Annotated in this window: 18 protein-coding genes; 10 read left to right on the top strand and 8 right to left on the bottom strand. The window is 63.9% G+C overall.

Translation table 11 applies throughout. The features are described from left to right. The first annotated feature begins 58 nt into the window (after window positions 1–58). Entirely contained in the window at window positions 59–1033 is a 975-nt protein-coding gene (locus tag BLS26_RS22220; protein WP_244541653.1) for a nitronate monooxygenase family protein, read from the top strand. A 5-nt stretch (window positions 1034–1038) separates the two neighbouring features. Here BLS26_RS22220 and BLS26_RS22225 read toward each other — a convergent pair whose 3' ends face one another. After that, window positions 1039–2481, bottom strand: coding sequence for a PLP-dependent aminotransferase family protein (locus BLS26_RS22225; RefSeq protein WP_092514667.1), 1443 nt, complete (start codon window positions 2479–2481; stop codon window positions 1039–1041). A 62-nt stretch (window positions 2482–2543) separates the two neighbouring features. Between BLS26_RS22225 and BLS26_RS22230 the strand changes: the two genes are divergently transcribed. After that, entirely contained in the window at window positions 2544–3497 is a 954-nt protein-coding gene (locus tag BLS26_RS22230; protein ID WP_244541654.1) for a DMT family transporter, read from the top strand. Window positions 3498–3506: 9 nt separating this feature from the next. Here the strand turns inward: BLS26_RS22230 and BLS26_RS22235 are convergent, their stop codons facing one another. Beyond that, a complete protein-coding gene (locus BLS26_RS22235) occupies window positions 3507–4184 on the bottom strand; it encodes a MarR family winged helix-turn-helix transcriptional regulator (RefSeq protein WP_244541655.1) in 678 nt (225 codons plus the stop codon). A gap of 12 nt (window positions 4185–4196) precedes the next feature. Between BLS26_RS22235 and BLS26_RS22240 the strand changes: the two genes are divergently transcribed. Next, window positions 4197–5093, top strand: coding sequence for an alpha/beta fold hydrolase (locus tag BLS26_RS22240; RefSeq protein WP_092514670.1), 897 nt, complete (start codon window positions 4197–4199; stop codon window positions 5091–5093). A 51-nt stretch (window positions 5094–5144) separates the two neighbouring features. Beyond that, window positions 5145–5948, top strand: a complete 804-nt coding sequence (locus tag BLS26_RS22245) for an isocitrate lyase/phosphoenolpyruvate mutase family protein (RefSeq protein WP_092514671.1) — start codon at window positions 5145–5147, stop codon at window positions 5946–5948. Window positions 5949–6035: 87 nt separating this feature from the next. On the opposite strand, the gene BLS26_RS22250 is transcribed toward BLS26_RS22245, so the two are convergent. Next, window positions 6036–6395 carry a DoxX family protein gene (locus BLS26_RS22250; protein ID WP_092518384.1) on the bottom strand — a complete coding sequence of 120 codons (360 nt, stop codon included), beginning with the start codon at window positions 6393–6395 and terminating at the stop codon, window positions 6036–6038. A 143-nt stretch (window positions 6396–6538) separates the two neighbouring features. Then, entirely contained in the window at window positions 6539–7411 is an 873-nt protein-coding gene (locus BLS26_RS22255; RefSeq protein ID WP_092514672.1) for an NmrA family NAD(P)-binding protein, read from the bottom strand. Between the two features lie 116 nt (window positions 7412–7527). On the opposite strand from BLS26_RS22255, the gene BLS26_RS22260 reads away from it, so the two are divergent. Beyond that, window positions 7528–7950, top strand: a complete 423-nt coding sequence (locus tag BLS26_RS22260) for a helix-turn-helix domain-containing protein (RefSeq protein WP_092514673.1) — start codon at window positions 7528–7530, stop codon at window positions 7948–7950. 221 nt (window positions 7951–8171) lie between these two features. On the opposite strand, the gene BLS26_RS22265 is transcribed toward BLS26_RS22260, so the two are convergent. Beyond that, window positions 8172–8825: a hypothetical protein gene (locus tag BLS26_RS22265; protein WP_092514674.1), complete on the bottom strand. Its 654-nt coding sequence runs from the start codon at window positions 8823–8825 to the stop codon at window positions 8172–8174. A gap of 130 nt (window positions 8826–8955) precedes the next feature. On the opposite strand from BLS26_RS22265, the gene BLS26_RS22270 reads away from it, so the two are divergent. The 3 genes from BLS26_RS22270 to BLS26_RS22280 all read left to right on the top strand — a co-directional run bounded on the left by BLS26_RS22270 (window position 8956) and on the right by BLS26_RS22280 (window position 10792). Next, complete coding sequence (locus BLS26_RS22270) at window positions 8956–9213, top strand: hypothetical protein (protein WP_371360655.1); 258 nt, start codon at window positions 8956–8958, stop codon at window positions 9211–9213. 122 nt (window positions 9214–9335) lie between these two features. Further along, the gene (locus tag BLS26_RS22275; RefSeq protein WP_092518388.1) at window positions 9336–10049 is read left to right on the top strand and encodes a hypothetical protein; all 714 of its coding nucleotides are present in this window, start codon (window positions 9336–9338) and stop codon (window positions 10047–10049) included. A 110-nt stretch (window positions 10050–10159) separates the two neighbouring features. Continuing rightward, window positions 10160–10792 carry a hypothetical protein gene (locus BLS26_RS22280; protein ID WP_092518389.1) on the top strand — a complete coding sequence of 211 codons (633 nt, stop codon included), beginning with the start codon at window positions 10160–10162 and terminating at the stop codon, window positions 10790–10792. A 106-nt stretch (window positions 10793–10898) separates the two neighbouring features. On the opposite strand, the gene BLS26_RS22285 is transcribed toward BLS26_RS22280, so the two are convergent. Then, window positions 10899–11246, bottom strand: coding sequence for a Kazal-type serine protease inhibitor domain-containing protein (locus BLS26_RS22285; protein WP_092514675.1), 348 nt, complete (start codon window positions 11244–11246; stop codon window positions 10899–10901). Between the two features lie 120 nt (window positions 11247–11366). Further along, window positions 11367–12014 carry a TetR/AcrR family transcriptional regulator gene (locus BLS26_RS22290; RefSeq protein ID WP_092514677.1) on the bottom strand — a complete coding sequence of 216 codons (648 nt, stop codon included), beginning with the start codon at window positions 12012–12014 and terminating at the stop codon, window positions 11367–11369. A gap of 95 nt (window positions 12015–12109) precedes the next feature. On the opposite strand from BLS26_RS22290, the gene BLS26_RS22295 reads away from it, so the two are divergent. Further along, a complete protein-coding gene (locus BLS26_RS22295) occupies window positions 12110–13015 on the top strand; it encodes an alpha/beta fold hydrolase (RefSeq protein WP_092514679.1) in 906 nt (301 codons plus the stop codon). Between the two features lie 26 nt (window positions 13016–13041). Here the strand turns inward: BLS26_RS22295 and BLS26_RS22300 are convergent, their stop codons facing one another. Then, the gene (locus tag BLS26_RS22300) at window positions 13042–14022 is read right to left on the bottom strand and encodes a tripartite tricarboxylate transporter substrate binding protein (protein ID WP_092514681.1); all 981 of its coding nucleotides are present in this window, start codon (window positions 14020–14022) and stop codon (window positions 13042–13044) included. A 134-nt stretch (window positions 14023–14156) separates the two neighbouring features. Between BLS26_RS22300 and BLS26_RS22305 the strand changes: the two genes are divergently transcribed. Then, window positions 14157–15095 carry a LysR substrate-binding domain-containing protein gene (locus BLS26_RS22305; protein WP_092514683.1) on the top strand — a complete coding sequence of 313 codons (939 nt, stop codon included), beginning with the start codon at window positions 14157–14159 and terminating at the stop codon, window positions 15093–15095. Window positions 15096–15204 lie beyond the last annotated feature (109 nt).

Genomic DNA, 15204 nt, shown 5'->3' on the forward strand with positions numbered 1-15204 from the left:
GGAAGAAAACGCGTCAAAACCAAGAGACGCTAGCACAACAAAGCCGGGAAGAAACACCTTGCCAACCATCGATCCGCTTTCGCGATTTCGCGACCGTCTCAGCCTGCCGCTGATCGCAGCCCCGATGTTTCTCGTTTCCGGCGTCGAGCTCGTGGTAGCCGCATGCCGCAACGGCGTGATCGGCTCATTCCCGACGGTGAATTGCCGCAGCCCCGAGCAGCTCGACGAATGGTTGAGCGAGATCGAAAGCCGATTACGCCGGCATTCCGACGAAACCGGAAAATCCGCGGCGCCGATCTGCGCGAATCTGATCGTGCATCGCTCCAATGCGCGGCTGGAGCAGGATCTGCAGGTGTTGTTGCGCCACAGACCGGAGATGGTGATTACGTCGGTCGGTTCTCCAGCGCCGGTGCTGAAGCCGTTGCACGATGCCGGCGCGATCGTGTTCGCCGATGTCGCCTCGATCCGCCACGCCGAGCGCGCGGCGGCGGCCGGCGCCGACGGGCTGGTGCTGCTGACGGCGGGGGCGGGTGGCCAGACCGGCTGGCTCAATCCGTTCGTGTTCGTGCGCGCAGTGCGGGCGTTCTTCAACGGTCCGCTGGTGCTCGCCGGCGGCATCAGCGACGGTCACGCGCTGCGCGCCGCCCAGGCGCTCGGCTGCGACCTCGCTTACATGGGCACCAAGTTCATCGCGACCCGCGAGAGCATGGCGGATCCGAGATACAAGGACATGCTGGTTGCGAGCAGCGCCGACGATATTTTGCTGACCACGGCGTTCACGGGGCTGCAGACCAACATGTTGCGGCCCTCGATCGAAGCCGCCGGCCTCGACCCCGACGATCTGCCGGCGCGCGGCGCCATCGACATCGGCAAGGACATCGACATCGGCGCCCGCGAAAGCCGCCCGAAACGCTGGAAGGATATCTGGAGCGGAGGGCACTCGACGTCGGGTGTTACCGAGGTGCTGTCGGTCGACGAGATGATCGCGCGGACGTTGTCGGAGTACCGGGCGGCAGATCTACGCCTGCGGTAGCGCATTCAGCGGACGATCCGCCCCAGAATGCGCGCGGCCTGATCGATCTCCTCGTCATTCCACGCAGCGAAGCCGAGAAACAAACCCTGCTCCCTGGTCTTGTGGAAAAACAAACTCGACAGCGGGCGGCTGATCACCCCGGCTTCGCGCAGCCTTGCCGCGAGATGCTGGTCGTTCACGGACGTACGGCACCGCGCCAGCAGCTGCATGCCGCCGGCGGGCACTTCGACCGTGAGCCGGTCGCCGGCTTCGGTCGCGAGCGCCTGCAGCATGCGGTCGCGCCTGACCTTGTAGAGCCGCGTCATCCGGCGCAGATGGGCGAGATAGGCGCCTGAGGCGATGAACTCGGCCAGCGCATCCTGCGTCGTGAGCGGCGTCAGCAGTCCCATGTGGCGCTGCGCCAGCTCGAATGTCGCGACCAGCGGCTCGGGCACCACGACATAGCCGAGGCGAATGTCGGCATAGGTCGATTTCGAAAAAGTGCCGAGATAGAAGGTGCGGCCCGACGGCGCCAGCCCCTGCAGGGCGGCGACCGGGCGCGCCTCGTAATGAAATTCGCCGTCATAGTCGTCTTCGATAACAGAGGCGCCGACCGTGTCGGCGTAGCGAATGAGTTCGAGCCGGCGGCCGATCGGCATCATCCGCGCGGTCGGATATTGGTGCGACGGGGTGACGAAGATCAGCCGCGGTGCATGTTTGTGCGCGCGAAGCGTGATGCCGTGTTCGTCGAGCGGGATCGCTGACACGACGGCGCCGGCCGCCCGCAACGCGACATGGGCACCGCCATAGCCGGGGCTTTCGATCCAGGCATGGTCGCCGCGCTGCAGCAGTGCGTTGGCGATCATGGCAAGTCCGGCCTGCGCGGTCGGCACGATCAGGATCTGACAGGGTTTGGCCTTGACGCCGCGATGAACGGCCAGATGCGACAGCAGCGCTTCCTGCAACGGTGGATGGTTGATGGCGCGGTCCCGGCGTGACAGCGCGTTGCGCGCGGCGCGCCGCAGGCAACGGCTCCACAGCTCGTGCGGAAACTCCCGTTCGTCGGCGAGCCCGGGCTGGAATGGCCGCGGCCTGACGTTGTAGACCGGCGGCCAGTTTGCCCGCTGCAGTCCGCGCGCCCACGACGATAGCAGCAGACGCTCGGCCGGCGGGCGGCCGCCTTTCGACGCCGCTTTGCCGCCATCGAGCGACAGACCTTCGGCGACCTGCGGCCGGCGTCCGGTCGAAAGGCTGACATAGCCTTCAGCCGCGAGTTGCTCGATCGCAAACGAGACGGTGTTGCGCGACAAGTCGAGCGCCTGCGCCAGTTGCCGGCTCGACGGCAGGCGCTGGCCCGGCGCGAGACGTCCGCCGGTGATCAGCAGCCGCAACTGGTCGGTGAGCTGGCGCATCAGCGTCTCGCTGCCGTCGCGTATGAGATGCAGCATTCCCGGCAGCAGGTCGTCCATAACTGGCCCCCATATTTTTTCCGAACTGGTTCTTTTGTTAGGGCCAGTTTGGGCGCTAGGCAATGCGGGTCAAAATGGTGAAGGACGTTAAACGCGATATGAGCGGTGGACTTTCAACCCGGGGCGCGGCGGGGCTGCTTGCGCTGGTCGTGTTTGCCTGGGGCACCAACTGGCCGGTGACCCGGACGATCGTGCACGAGATGCCGCCGCTATGGGCGACGGCGATCCGCTGCATGATCGCGGCCGCGGGCCTAGCGCCGTTGTTGTGGGCGCAAGGCGATTTCATCATCCCGAAACGCGGCGACATGCCGGTGGTGCTCTGTACCTCGGTCCTGCACCTGGTGGCGTTTTCCGCACTGGTCGCGGCCGGGCTGCAATTCGTGCCGGCGGGCCGGGCGATCGTGCTCGGCTATACGACGCCGATCTGGGTCGCGATCGGGGCGTCCATATTCCTGTCGGAAGCGATTTCGGCGAGGCGTGCGATCGGCATCGGTTGTGGCATCGCCGGCCTTGCCGTGATCTTCAATCCCGCCACCTTGAACTGGAGCGACCGCAACGCGCTGTATGGCAGCGGCCTGATCCTGATCGCGGCGTTCTGCTGGGCCGGCAACATCGTCTATGTCAGGGCGCACCGCTGGATTTCGACGCCGTTTCAGCTGGTATTCTGGCAGGTGTTGCTGGCGGCTGCCTTGCTATCGGTCCTGGCGTGGTTCACTGAAGGCGCGCCGCATATCGCCTGGACACCGCGGCTTGCCGCGTTGATGCTCTACAGCGGGATTGTCTGCACGGCGTTCGCGAATTGGGCGATGACGATGGTCAACCGCAGCCTGCCGGCCGTCACCACCTCGCTGTGCCTATTGGCAACGCCGCTGCTCGGGATCGTCAGCGCGACGGTGCTTCTGGGCGAGCCGCTGGAGCCGTCGCTGTTTCTCGCGATGACCTTGATCATCGGCGGGATCGCGCTTGGCGCAATCGGCGGCGGCAGCTCGCAGGTCGCAAGCAGCGCGAGAGTCTAGCGCAAGAATCTAGCGGTTCTGTTGGCCCTTGGTCGTGGGCAGCGGGCAATTCGTACAGACGCTGTCGTCGCACATCCGGCAGATCGTGAAGCGATCCAGTTCGGAAGTGTCCTGCTTTGCCAGCAACTCGCGTATCAGCGTTCCAAGTCGTTTCGTCTCAGCCGGCGACAGCACATCCAGAAGTGACGCAACGGCTGAAATCCGGGAATCCATCAGATCGTTCCGGGTCGCAGCGCCCTTGGCCGTCAAGTACAGGGCGACCTCCCGGCCATCCTTTCCCGGACGGCGTTCGACAAGATGATCCGACACCAGACGGTCCACCAGCCGGACCGTTCCTGAATGTGACAGGCCGAGGATCCGCCGCAGCTTGTCGTTGGTCATGCCCTGGCCGTATCCGATGACGACGAGGGCCGCAGGCGTCTCGCCGCCGCGGCCTATGACCTCGCGCGCTCCCTGCTCGATCCGATCCATGACGGCGAGCGACAGCGCCCCCAGCAAATTCGCGATTCCGTTTTCCATGCGGTGAATAATATGTGCGCTGCGCACAAAAAACAACTTGACCAGATATGTGCGCAGCGCACATATTGGGCCAACGATGCGATGATGAGATCCGAACGGTCTAGGCACGAGGCCCCGGTGGCATCGATCCCGGCGGCTTTCACGCGCGGCTTGACCACGAAGAGACATGGAGAACTGCGAATGACCCAGAGCACCGCATTAAAGACTTCTGACACCGCCGGCCGTGAACCCGCCCTGAAATACGTGCAGGCCAATGGCGTGCGGTTTGCCTACCTCGAACAGGGGGAAGGGCCGCTTGTCATGTTCATGCATGGCTTTCCCGACAACGCCTGGTCATACCGAAAGCAACTGCAGGTGTTCGCCGATGCGGGCTATCGCGCGGTCGCGCCGTTCCTGCGCGGCTATGCGCCGACCGAGATTCCGGCGGACGGGATCTTCGATCCGATCGCATTGGGCAAGGATCTCGAAGCGCTGATCGCGGCGCTGAGCGATGACGGACAAGCGTGCGTCGTCGGCATGGATTGGGGCGGCACGTCGACGTTTCAGGTGCTGTCCACGGCGCCCTCCGCGATCAAGGCTGCGGTGGTCATGAACACCGCGCACCCGATCACAGTCGCGAGCCTCAGGAGCGATCCCGATGCCGTTCGATCCGTCTTCCATGTCTATTTCTTTACGGTGCCTGGCGCTCACTCGGCGGTCAACATCGAGGGGCTTCCCTTCGTCGACTACCTTTGGAAGTTGTGGTCGCCGACCTTTGAGAACGACGAGCATATCCGCTCGGTCAAGGAGACGCTCAGTTCTCCCGGCACCATGAAGGCGGCGCTGAAATACTACAATGGCCTGGTCGATGCGGGAGTTGCGGGCAGGCTGCCGATCGTCGACATGCATACGCCGACGTTGACGATTTACGGCGGTAACGATCCGACGGCGCGGTATTCGATGAAGGAAGAGCCGCTCTTCAAGGGGCCGCATCAGCGGATCGTCCTGCCCGACGTCGGGCATTTCCCCCACCTCGAGCGTGAGGCCGAAGTCACCGGTCTGATCATGGACTGGTTCAAGACGCACGCGCCCGACTGAGCGCACAGGGCGGTCACAACATCTTTCAAGTTATCTGATCAGGAGCGCGCAATGGACCTCAAGACACAGCAGCAATACGCCGAGACATTTCACGGTCTTCACAGCAAGGGCGACCCGCTCGTCCTGTTCAACGCCTGGGATGTCGCCACCGCCAAAGCCATTGCGAAGACTGCCCAGGCCGTAGCCACCAGCAGCGGGGCGGTCGCGTCGGCACTCGGATACGCGGACGGAGAACATGTCCCGCTCGAAGTGGTGACAGGTCTGGTGGCGCGGCTAACCGCGGCTGTGCCGGTTCCAGTATCGATCGATCTGGAGGCCGGATATGGCGACACCCCGGACGCCGCCGCGAGGTCGGCGACCGAGATTTTGAAGGCCGGCGCCATCGGCATCAATATCGAAGACGGGCTGTCCGCGGGAAAACGGCAACTCGTCCATCCCGAACAGCATGCGGCGAAGATCAAGGCTGTACGGGACGCTGCGCAGCAATTCGGAATTCGTCTGTTCATCAATGCGAGAACTGATCCGTTTCTGCTGAAATTCGGATCACCGAATGAATGCCTGGATGAAGCGGCAAGGCGTGCCAAGGTCTATGCCGACGCCGGCGCGGATGGAATTTTTGTACCCGGCCTCAGCGATCTCGCGCTAATCGAGAAGTTCGTTCAACTCACGCCTTTGCCGGTCAACATCATGGTGACGCAGGGTGTTCCCGAAATCCCGGATCTCGCTTGCGTCGGTGTTCGGCGGGTGAGTCTCGGGCCGTGGCCCATGATGGCGGCGATGCGCGTCATTGGACAGGCCGCGGCTGCTGTTGCCGCGAGCAAGCAATACGGCGCGTTCCTGCAACCGAATGGCTGAGCCAGAAAAATCCGCTAGACCCGATGTTGAGATTTTCACCCGTGAACGCTCGCACGCGGACATTCCCTCGGCCTCCAGTGGCGACCGTCATGCCGAACCGGGGAGCGGCTTCCGCCAGGAGATCCAGCCGACGGCTATTGATAGTGTCGCCGCGATAAGCGGCGGCACCCCGTGCCCGTATTCGCCGTGGAGGGTAACGGTCGCGAGCGCCGCCAACATCACGGTGCAGCCGAGCGCCGAGCCCCACAGCCGCGTGCGTGCCTGCGCCAGCAGAACGGCGGTCGTGAGTTCCAGCAATCCGGTCACGAAATGGAACCAGTGCGGGTATCCCCACCGCAGATATTCCTCGTAGATAGACCCAAGGGCGAAGATGTTGCTGAGCGATCCCACGACGAAGAAAGCTGCAAGTGCCAAGGCCGAGACTTGGCGCCAGGAAATCTTTGACATTTGTCCGACCTTTTCTGACAGGGCACCGCGGAGGACCTGTGTGGTCGCGCCAACAGACGACCGGCCGCGACGCATTCATTCCGAAGGAGATGCGAATTTCCGGAGCAGGTCCGAAAGTCGCATCTCATCGCTGATCCGCGGACCTACGCCGTGGCGGCCTTCTGGGCCGCCGCCAAGACATCGCGGGGAAGCGTTGTGCCGGCGACGTGCTCCGTGCCGGCGACGCCGAGGTCCATCCAGCCCGCGTTAACGGCCTCGAACATCGCTTCCGCCGGTCCGGTTTGGCCCTTCGGGATGCCAAACTGCTCGAACGCAGCCGGCCACTCGGCCCGCGGGACGGCGAAGGCCCTGACTTCGCGCTGCATGACATCGCCCAGTTGCGCTGCGACTTCATCCGCGCTGACCATCGAACCAAGTTCGATGACGCGATGCCGCGACCACGCCGGCCCGGTCAGCAGCGTCGCCACCTCGGCACCAATGTCGTTCGTCGCGACCATCGTCGATTTCCGGCTGGTCGGATTGTAGTAAACTGGGAGCGTGCCGCCCTGGGCGACGTGCAGGCCGTAAAGGAAGTTCTCGAAGAATCCGCCGGCGCGCACGACAGCGACCGGCGACGCCAAGTCGCGAAAGCCTTGCTCCAGCAGCGACAGGGCGGTGATCATTCCCAGCCCGCTGGTCCGGTTCGCCCCCATCGACGAGAGTGCGACCACACGCGGCGGCGCTGCCTTGGTCAGCACCTCGACATAGTTCGCGATGACGGCCTTGGCTTCCTTGAAATCCGGCGAGGGGGCCCAGTTTGCCGGCAGCATGACAAACGCGCCGTCGACGCCGTCGAGCGCCCGCTCGATCGCTGCCGTGTCGTTCCAGTCGCCGTCCACCAGTTCGACGCCCTGGTCGATCCAGTCCGCCGCCTTCTCGCGACTGCGGACCAGCGCGCGGACCCTCTTGCCGTGAGCCAACAGATGCCTGGCCGTTGCGCCGCCGACTTTTCCTGTAATTCCCATAACTAGAAACATGCGTATTCTCCCGGTGCTAGATGGTCTACATTCTAGGGTAGGTCTCATATAAAGACCTTAGACCTGCACCGTAAGGAGGCAGGTTTTTGTAACCAGGAGAGAAAAAGGGAACCCGCATGAGCGACGCATTGAGAGCGATCGAGCGATTCAGCCGATATCAATCGGACGACGCCCAGTCAGTAGACTCCGTACATTGCCCAGTGCGCGACGTGCTCGACTGCATCGGCGACAAATGGAGCATACTCATGATCATGACCCTCGCGACGCGACCGCAGCGCTTCAGCGAGCTTCACAGAGCCATCCGCGACATCTCCAAGCGCATGCTCACCCAGACGCTGCGCGACTTGGAGCGCGACGGACTTATCACCCGCCATGTCTTTCCGACCAAGCCGCCGAGCGTTGAATATTGCCTTTCCCCGCTAGGCCAATCCCTGCTGGACCCGATGGCGAGCCTCATCGATTGGGCCGACCGTCGTTATTCCGAGATCCATGCCGCGCGCGTTCGCTTTGACGGAGCACCCTGTGATGTCCAGCGCTAGTGATCTGAAACAGAAGTTCGCATCATCGCATGTGGGAGGTCTGGCGGCGTGCTTCAGATGGAGATACCTGCGGCCGGCTCGTTGACTCGCTGCCGAGAGAATGGATGAGGCGATGCCCGGTTTGAGTCTGCAATACGCCGCATAGCGGACATGGGTCGAGCTCGCTCACGAACCTCGATTTATGAGTACACGCCCTGGCTCAAAGCTTATTGGCACACAGCCTAGTTCGCCACGAAGTACCAGTCCTTGTCGTAGCGAACGAGCCGGCTCGGCGGCTTGTCGTCGAACTCGAAGAAGTCCTTGGGGTCCGCGCCCGCGGGCACGTGCAGGAAGCCGCTGAAAGTGTGCTTGAGCCCGCGCGAGGTCAGGAACAGCACATAGCTGCCTTTCTCCATCCGATCGACGACGATGTCGTTACCCCCGGCGGAAACGTTGGCCTCGCCGTCGCCGAGCGCGATCAGGTTTTCATTGTAATTGACATTGGGCTTGAGTTCGCCGGCCTCGACCCGGGCCACGATGCGCTCGCGGCTGGCCCGGTGCCAGGCGAAATTCCGTTGCAGCGCGATCTCCTGCAGCGGCGCGTAGATCAGTGTGGCGAGCGTCAGCGCATAGACCAGGACGGGCGCGGCGAACTTCACGCCGTGAGGTCGGATCTGCAGCAGCAGGGTCATCGACCACAGGCCGCAGCCGATGAAGGTCAGCGCCGCCAGCGGCACCAGCACCAGCAGCACAAAGCCCGACGGCCAGTCGGCCATCGATAATTCGAAGGTCGCGATGCCAAGCGTGACGGCCGAGATGACCAGCGCCGCCAGTAGCGCGGCGCGAACCGACGGTTTCGCTCCGGACGCTGTCGCTGATGTCGTTATTTCCGCCATTGGGATGTGTCGCGCCGCCCTCGGCCAGCGTTCGGGTTTAACCGGCCATTAACCAAAACCGCCCCAACAATAGCCCCAGAGGATGGCCCGCCGCCACGGCCGGGCTGACCGCAACGGAAGAGGGCGCGACATGGACCGCGATCTGGACCTCGAGCAGCTTTTCGCCAAGACGCCGGCAACCCTCGACGAGATCAAGTGGCGGGTGACCCGCGCGCTCGACCGCCATCCGCTCTGCCGCAACGTCGAGTTCGACATCGTCAGCATGCCCCGGACCGGCAAAAGCAACTGGACCATCAGCCTGCGCTCGGTCGCCCCCGACGCGCTCTGGGAAGCCTCCGATATCGTCGCCGATATCCAGGAGGCCTATGACCTCGCCGTTGCGGCCTGATTCCGTATCATTTCGAGGCAATTGCGGGCATTTCGCAGCCGGGCTAATGGTCCCGGCGGCATGGTAAAGCCTTAATTACCATTCAGTTATCGAGCAACCGGCAAGGGCGGATGGAGACCTTTTTGACCAGAGCCATGACCATCGTCGCGCTGACCTGCTTTCTCGTGGTCGGCGCCGCCGCGACCAGCATTCTCGGTCGCGACAGCGTGCCCCTGGCGCGCTTCGAACTGGCTTCCGCCTCCACCTCCAGCATTCAGGCCCCGGTTGCGAACCGGGAAAACAAGAAAGACAAGCTCGCCGTCGTTAGCCAGGCGCTGGCCGCGTTCGAGCAGGTGCAGACCGAACCGGTGCAGGCCGACCCTGCGCTGAACGAATCGCTGCGCCGGGCCTATGCCTCGACGTCGCCGGCCGATCTCGGAGTGCCGCAGGCGCTCGGAGTGCCGCAGGCGATTGCGCCTTCCGCGGCGCCTGCGCCCGCCACCGCTGTGCCGCCGAAGCCGAAGGCCGCCGCCAAGCCGCAGCCGCAGAAGAATTATGCGCTGCTGAGCGACATCCAGATCGCCGGGATCAAGGAGCGGCTGAAACTTTCCTCTTCGCAGGAATCCTACTGGCCGCCGGTCGAGAACGCATTGCGGGCCGTCGCCCGCAAGATCCACGCCGGCCGCCAGGCCAATCCGAATGCGCCCGGCGTGCCGATTGATCCCGACGCCGAGGAAGTCCAGCAGTTGAAATCGGCGGCGATGCCGCTGCTGTTCCAGCTCCGTGAAGACCAGAAGAGCGAAGTGCGCTCGCTCGCCCGCATCATCGGGCTGGACAAAGTCGCCTCGATGATCTGAGGCGTTGCGGCGGCCGCAGGCATCGCCGGTTCCAATGCTTCTCCGCTCCAAGTTCCCGGAACATCGGCCCTGTGCCGCGCGTTGCCCGCGTGAATCAAGGAGCCGATACCATGCGCACAACGACAGCCTATTTTGCAGGCGTGGGAACCGTGGCGGTCGCGATCGCCGCTGGTCTTGGCGGCGGATTGCTGTTCGCCAATATGGTCGCGCCGCACCAACCGAAATATGCGGCGGAGCCGACCAAGCTGGAGCAGCGGATGGCGGACCGCACGATTCCGGTGAGTTCGGCGCCGTCGGAACCGGTGCCGTATCTTGCCGCCACGCAACCCGCGGCGACAACGCCGGTGGCCGCGGCCGCGCCGGCGCAGGGCCAACCGCAGGCACAGACAGAGCCGCCTGCCGCGACGCCGCCGGTTGAACAGCAGGCGAATAATGCGGCTGCGGCGCAACCAGCAGCATCAACGCCCCCGACGTCCGACCAGATCGCGCGTGAGCCGGCCGCTTCGCCGCGCGAGGCGTTCGCCAAAGCGCGCGGCGCCGACATCAAACGCGCGGCCACCGAGAAGCGTCGCGCCGAGCGTCATCAGCAATGGGCCGACAAGCGCCGCGTTCGTCAGCCGCGCGAGCAGGAACTGGAGGCGGTCGAGCAGAGCGTCCGCGACGCGACCGAGCCGCGGCAGGCCTTCATGGCCGAGCCGGCAAGGCTTGATACGCCGCGGATCAGGCTGTTCGGCGACGACTGATCGAACGCCGCATGAGGCGTTGTCGATAAATCACCCGGCGCGGGACGAGGGCTGATCGCGCCTCGTCCCGTTGCTTCAAGCGCCTGCGCGACGCCTGCGCCTTCAGCTATTTACAGTCGCCCTTGCGCAGGAAAACCGCGTCGGCCTTTTCCGAAAGGCAAAGGTTCGGATAGGTACGCGGGAAGCCCTGTGGATCGCGGGCGCATACCGGGTCGTAGATGAAGGGACAGAACGACCCGAAACATTCGCCAACGTGCAGCACGCGCGCGTGCGCCCGCCGGGCAAAGCAGGCGTTGTTGTAGGTCGAGCGCGTTCCGTCCCGGTTCAGCGCGCAAACCTTGAGGACATAGAGCGGGCATATGCCCTTGGCGACTGCCGGCTGTTGTCCAGTGAAGGTGCTGACCGCAAGGGCGCCAAGCAACGCCAATCCCGTCGCAATACTGTGAAGCCGCATGACATTCCTCCCTCATCTGTCATTGCTTTACGAAGTCCAGTCAACTTGAAGTAGAGTGAATGGCGAGTCAAGATCGGAGGTCACAGGACAACCCGATCGTGTTCAGGGAGCGGGCTTCATTCAAGGAGCAGGTTTGGCCGACCCGGCGCGCCCCGTCACGCCGTCGATCAGAATATCGAACTCGCGCAGCGCATCCTTCAGCACTTTCTTGGGATGCGACGACCGCGCGATCGCCATCGCCGCCTCCGACAGCGCGCCGAGGATCATGTGCGCGAGCATGTCGACCGGCCGCTCGGCGATCGCACCGGTTTTGATCGCGCCACTGAGGCCGTTGCGCAGCGCCGCCAGCGTGTAGCGCGATTCGATCTCGCGCAGCTCGTCGAGCGACAGCACGGCGCGGGCATCGCGCAACACGATCCGCTGCACCACCGGGTCGAGGCAGGCCTCGAGGAAGGCGCGGCAGCCGGCATGCAGCCCGGCCAGCGCATCGGGCTGGGCCTGGGCGACCTTCATCAGGCGCGCGGTGAGCGCTGCCTCCTCCTGCTCGAACACTGCGCGGAACAGCGCCGCCTTGTTGTCGAAGTGATGGTAGAGCGCGCCGCGGGTGACGCCGGCGGCGGTGAGGATGTCTTCGGTCGCGGTGTCGGCAAATCCTTTTTTCGCGAACAGGTCGCGCGCGGCGCGCAGCAGCAGCGCGGTGGTGGCGGCCGAGCGCTCTTGCTGGGTCTTTCGCGGTTTCTTGCGCGCCGGCGCATCTGACTTGCTCATGTCAGCGACGATATAGGCTCCGCGCCGGTCTTGACAGGGGAGGGGTTCCAATCATAAACATACAGATAGTATGTATACTAATTAGGGAGTGTCCGATGACCGTCGATGCGCCAATGGCCGCCCACCTCTACCGCTCGCCGTTGCTCGGCACCGCCCGAAATGTCCGCGTCGAGGCCGGCGACATCAGGGTTTTCGAGCGCGGCGCCGGACCGGCCATCGTGTTCGCGCATGGCTGGCTCGCCAATGCCAACCTGTTTCGCAACGTGGTGGCGCGGCTCGCCGACCGCTACCGCTGCATCGCGCTCGACCTGCCGCTCGGCGCCCACGGCATCCCGGTCGACCGCGAGGCCGACCTCAGCCCGCCCGGCTGCGGCGCGATCATTGTCGACGTCATCGAGGCGCTCGGGCTCACCGACGTGACGCTGGTCGGCAACGATTCCGGCGGCGCCTATTCGCAAGTCGGCGTTGCCGCCCGCCCCGAGCGGATCGGGCGGCTGGTGCTGGCCTCGTGCGAGACGCCGGACGACGTGTTTCCGCCGCCACCCTTCACCGGATTGCGCCAGGCGGCGGCGTCGGTCGAATTTCTCAAGGGCGCGCTGCAGGGGCTGCGCAGCCGCGAGCGCCGGCTGCGCCCGGAAGCCTTCGGGCTGCTGGCGAAACATCCGATACCGGATGACGTGTTCGACAGCTACGCGCTGCCGGTGGTCGAGGACGATCGCATCCTGCACGATATCGCCAAAGCGATGCGCTCGGCGTCGGAGACGCATGTGCGGCGCGCCGCCGACGCGCTGATCGCGGACTTCCGCAAACCGGTGCTGATGGCCTGGGCCGCGGAGGATCCGGTGTTTCCGCTCGCGCATGCGCAGGCCTACGCATTGAGATTGCCGAACGCCCGGGTCGATACCATCGCCGACGCCTACAGCTTTACGGCGGAAGACCAGCCGGAGAAACTGGCGGAACTGATCGCGGCATTCATCGCAGAAACCGGCGGCGGGTCGTGACCACGGTGCCGACGGCGTGGCCGTGATCACTGGGTCTTGATGCCCGCCTCTCGAATGACCTTTGCCCATTTCGCGCCTTCGGTCCTGAACAGGGTAGCAGCCTGGTCAGGCGTATTGCCGACCGCCACGAAGCCAAGCGTCGCCATTTTCTCCTTGATGTCAGGCAGCGCGATGATCTTGACGATCTCGCGATGAAGCAGCGTGGTAATCTCCTTCGGCGTTCCGGCCGGAACGATGAACGCGAACCATCCCTCGCCCTCTACTTCAGGATAGCCGGCCTCCGCCATGCTGGGCACCTCCGGCAGTGCCTGCGACCGCATCTTGCTCGTCACAGCCAGCGCGCGCAGCTTGCCTTCGGTGATCTGCGACACGGCCGGCGGCAACGAGGTGAAGGCAATGGGCGTATGCCCGGCGAGCGTCGAGCCGACCGCCAAGCCGGCACTATTGAAGGGTACATGCACAAGGTCGAGGCCGAGCAACAGACGGAAGTGCTCGCCGATCAGATGTGGAGGTGTCCCGGTTCCCGGAGAAGCGAAGCTGTATTTGGCGGGACTGGATTTGATCAATGCAACGAGATCTTTGACAGTCTGGACTGCCAGGGACGGATGGACCGTGAGCACCGTGGGCGAGGTAACGGCAATCGTTACCGGGTCGAAGTCCTTGTAGGGATCGTAAGGTACCGTATCGTACATGGCTGGATTGACGACGATATTTGGCGGAACCACAAGGACGGTGTAACCGTCGGGTGCGGCTCTCGCTCCTTGACCGATGCCGATATTGCCACCGGCACCTCCGATGTTCTCGACGTAGAACGTCTTTCCGAGCTGGTCGGACAATTTTTGTGCGATGAGGCGCGCCAGGATGTCGGTCGGACCGGCGGCTGCGTAAGGAACGATCACGTGCACCGGCCGCGTCGGATACGTTTGCGCCGACGCAGCCGTCGACAGAATAGGCGCGAAGGCCGCACCCGCCGTGAGCTGCAGAAATTGCCGGCGCAAAAGTCTCATGACGGATCTCCCGGCTTCTAGGGAACATCGTTGCAGCACTGCCTCGGCGTCAATGCTCCCCAAGAGACCAGATTACCATTTTCGAGAAAGACGAGATATAGTATGAGAATAGCGAAAATCATATTGAATTGGATATGGCAATGGAGCTGAGGCATCTTCGGTTTTTCATCGCCGTCGCGGAAGAGGGGCATATCACGCGGGCCGCGGAGCGCCTCGGGATCCAGCAGCCGCCGCTCAGCCAACGGATCAAGGCGATCGAGCGCGAACTTGACGTCCAGCTCTTTCGCCGCAAGGCGCGCGGTGTCGAGTTGACCGAAGCTGGCCGCGTCTTCCTTGATAATGCGCGCGCGATGCTCGCGCATAACGAGCGGGCAATCGACTCGACACGGCGTACGGCACGCGGCGAGCAGGGCCGGCTTTGCGTAGGCGTTACGCCCACCGGTCCATTTCATCCGTTCGTGCCGCGTGTTATCCGCGCGTTCCGGGAGGCCTTCCCGCTGGTGAGCCTGACATTGGAAGAGTGCCTCAGCCCAGAACTTCTCATACGCCTCCGAAACGAGCAGATGGACGCAGCCTTTCTAAGAACGCCCATGGCCGAGCCGGAGCACCTTGTCATCGCCCCCTTGATCGAGGAACCGATGGTGGTGGCCTTGCCCAACGCTCATGCGCTGGTTCAGAACGACGGTGACCGCGCGGCATTGTCATTGAAAGACCTCGCCGGCGAAACCTTCATCGTCTACGCGCGCCAACATGGGCCGGGACTGTATGACGCGACGACTGTGGCGTGCCTCAAGGCAGGCTTCAGCCCACGCCTCGGCCAGGAAGCCCCTCGCGTCACATCGGCGCTGGGTCTCGTCGCCGCCGGACTTGGCATTTCTGTCGTGCCGGCTTCCATGCAGCGAATGGCGATGGACGGTGTAGCTTACCGTCGGCTCAAGGGCGCCGCGCAACCGAAGGCCGTTCTGACTCTCGCATCGCGCCGCGGCGACCCCTCAGCGGTGGTTCGCAACTTCCTGAGCCTGGTTAGGCGAACCGCGAAAAACTTCCAAGCCGATTCGGAAAAAGCGGCATAGCCCGAACGGCTGCGCCACAATGGCGTAACCATTTTTTCACGGCGTCGGGCCGAACGCAATTGTTGGCTTTCATGGCCGCGCGATCGCTGCCCGTGCCCGGCGAAACGAA

It is taken from the genome of Afipia sp. GAS231, from assembly GCF_900103365.1.
GTDB lineage: Bacteria > Pseudomonadota > Alphaproteobacteria > Rhizobiales > Xanthobacteraceae > Bradyrhizobium.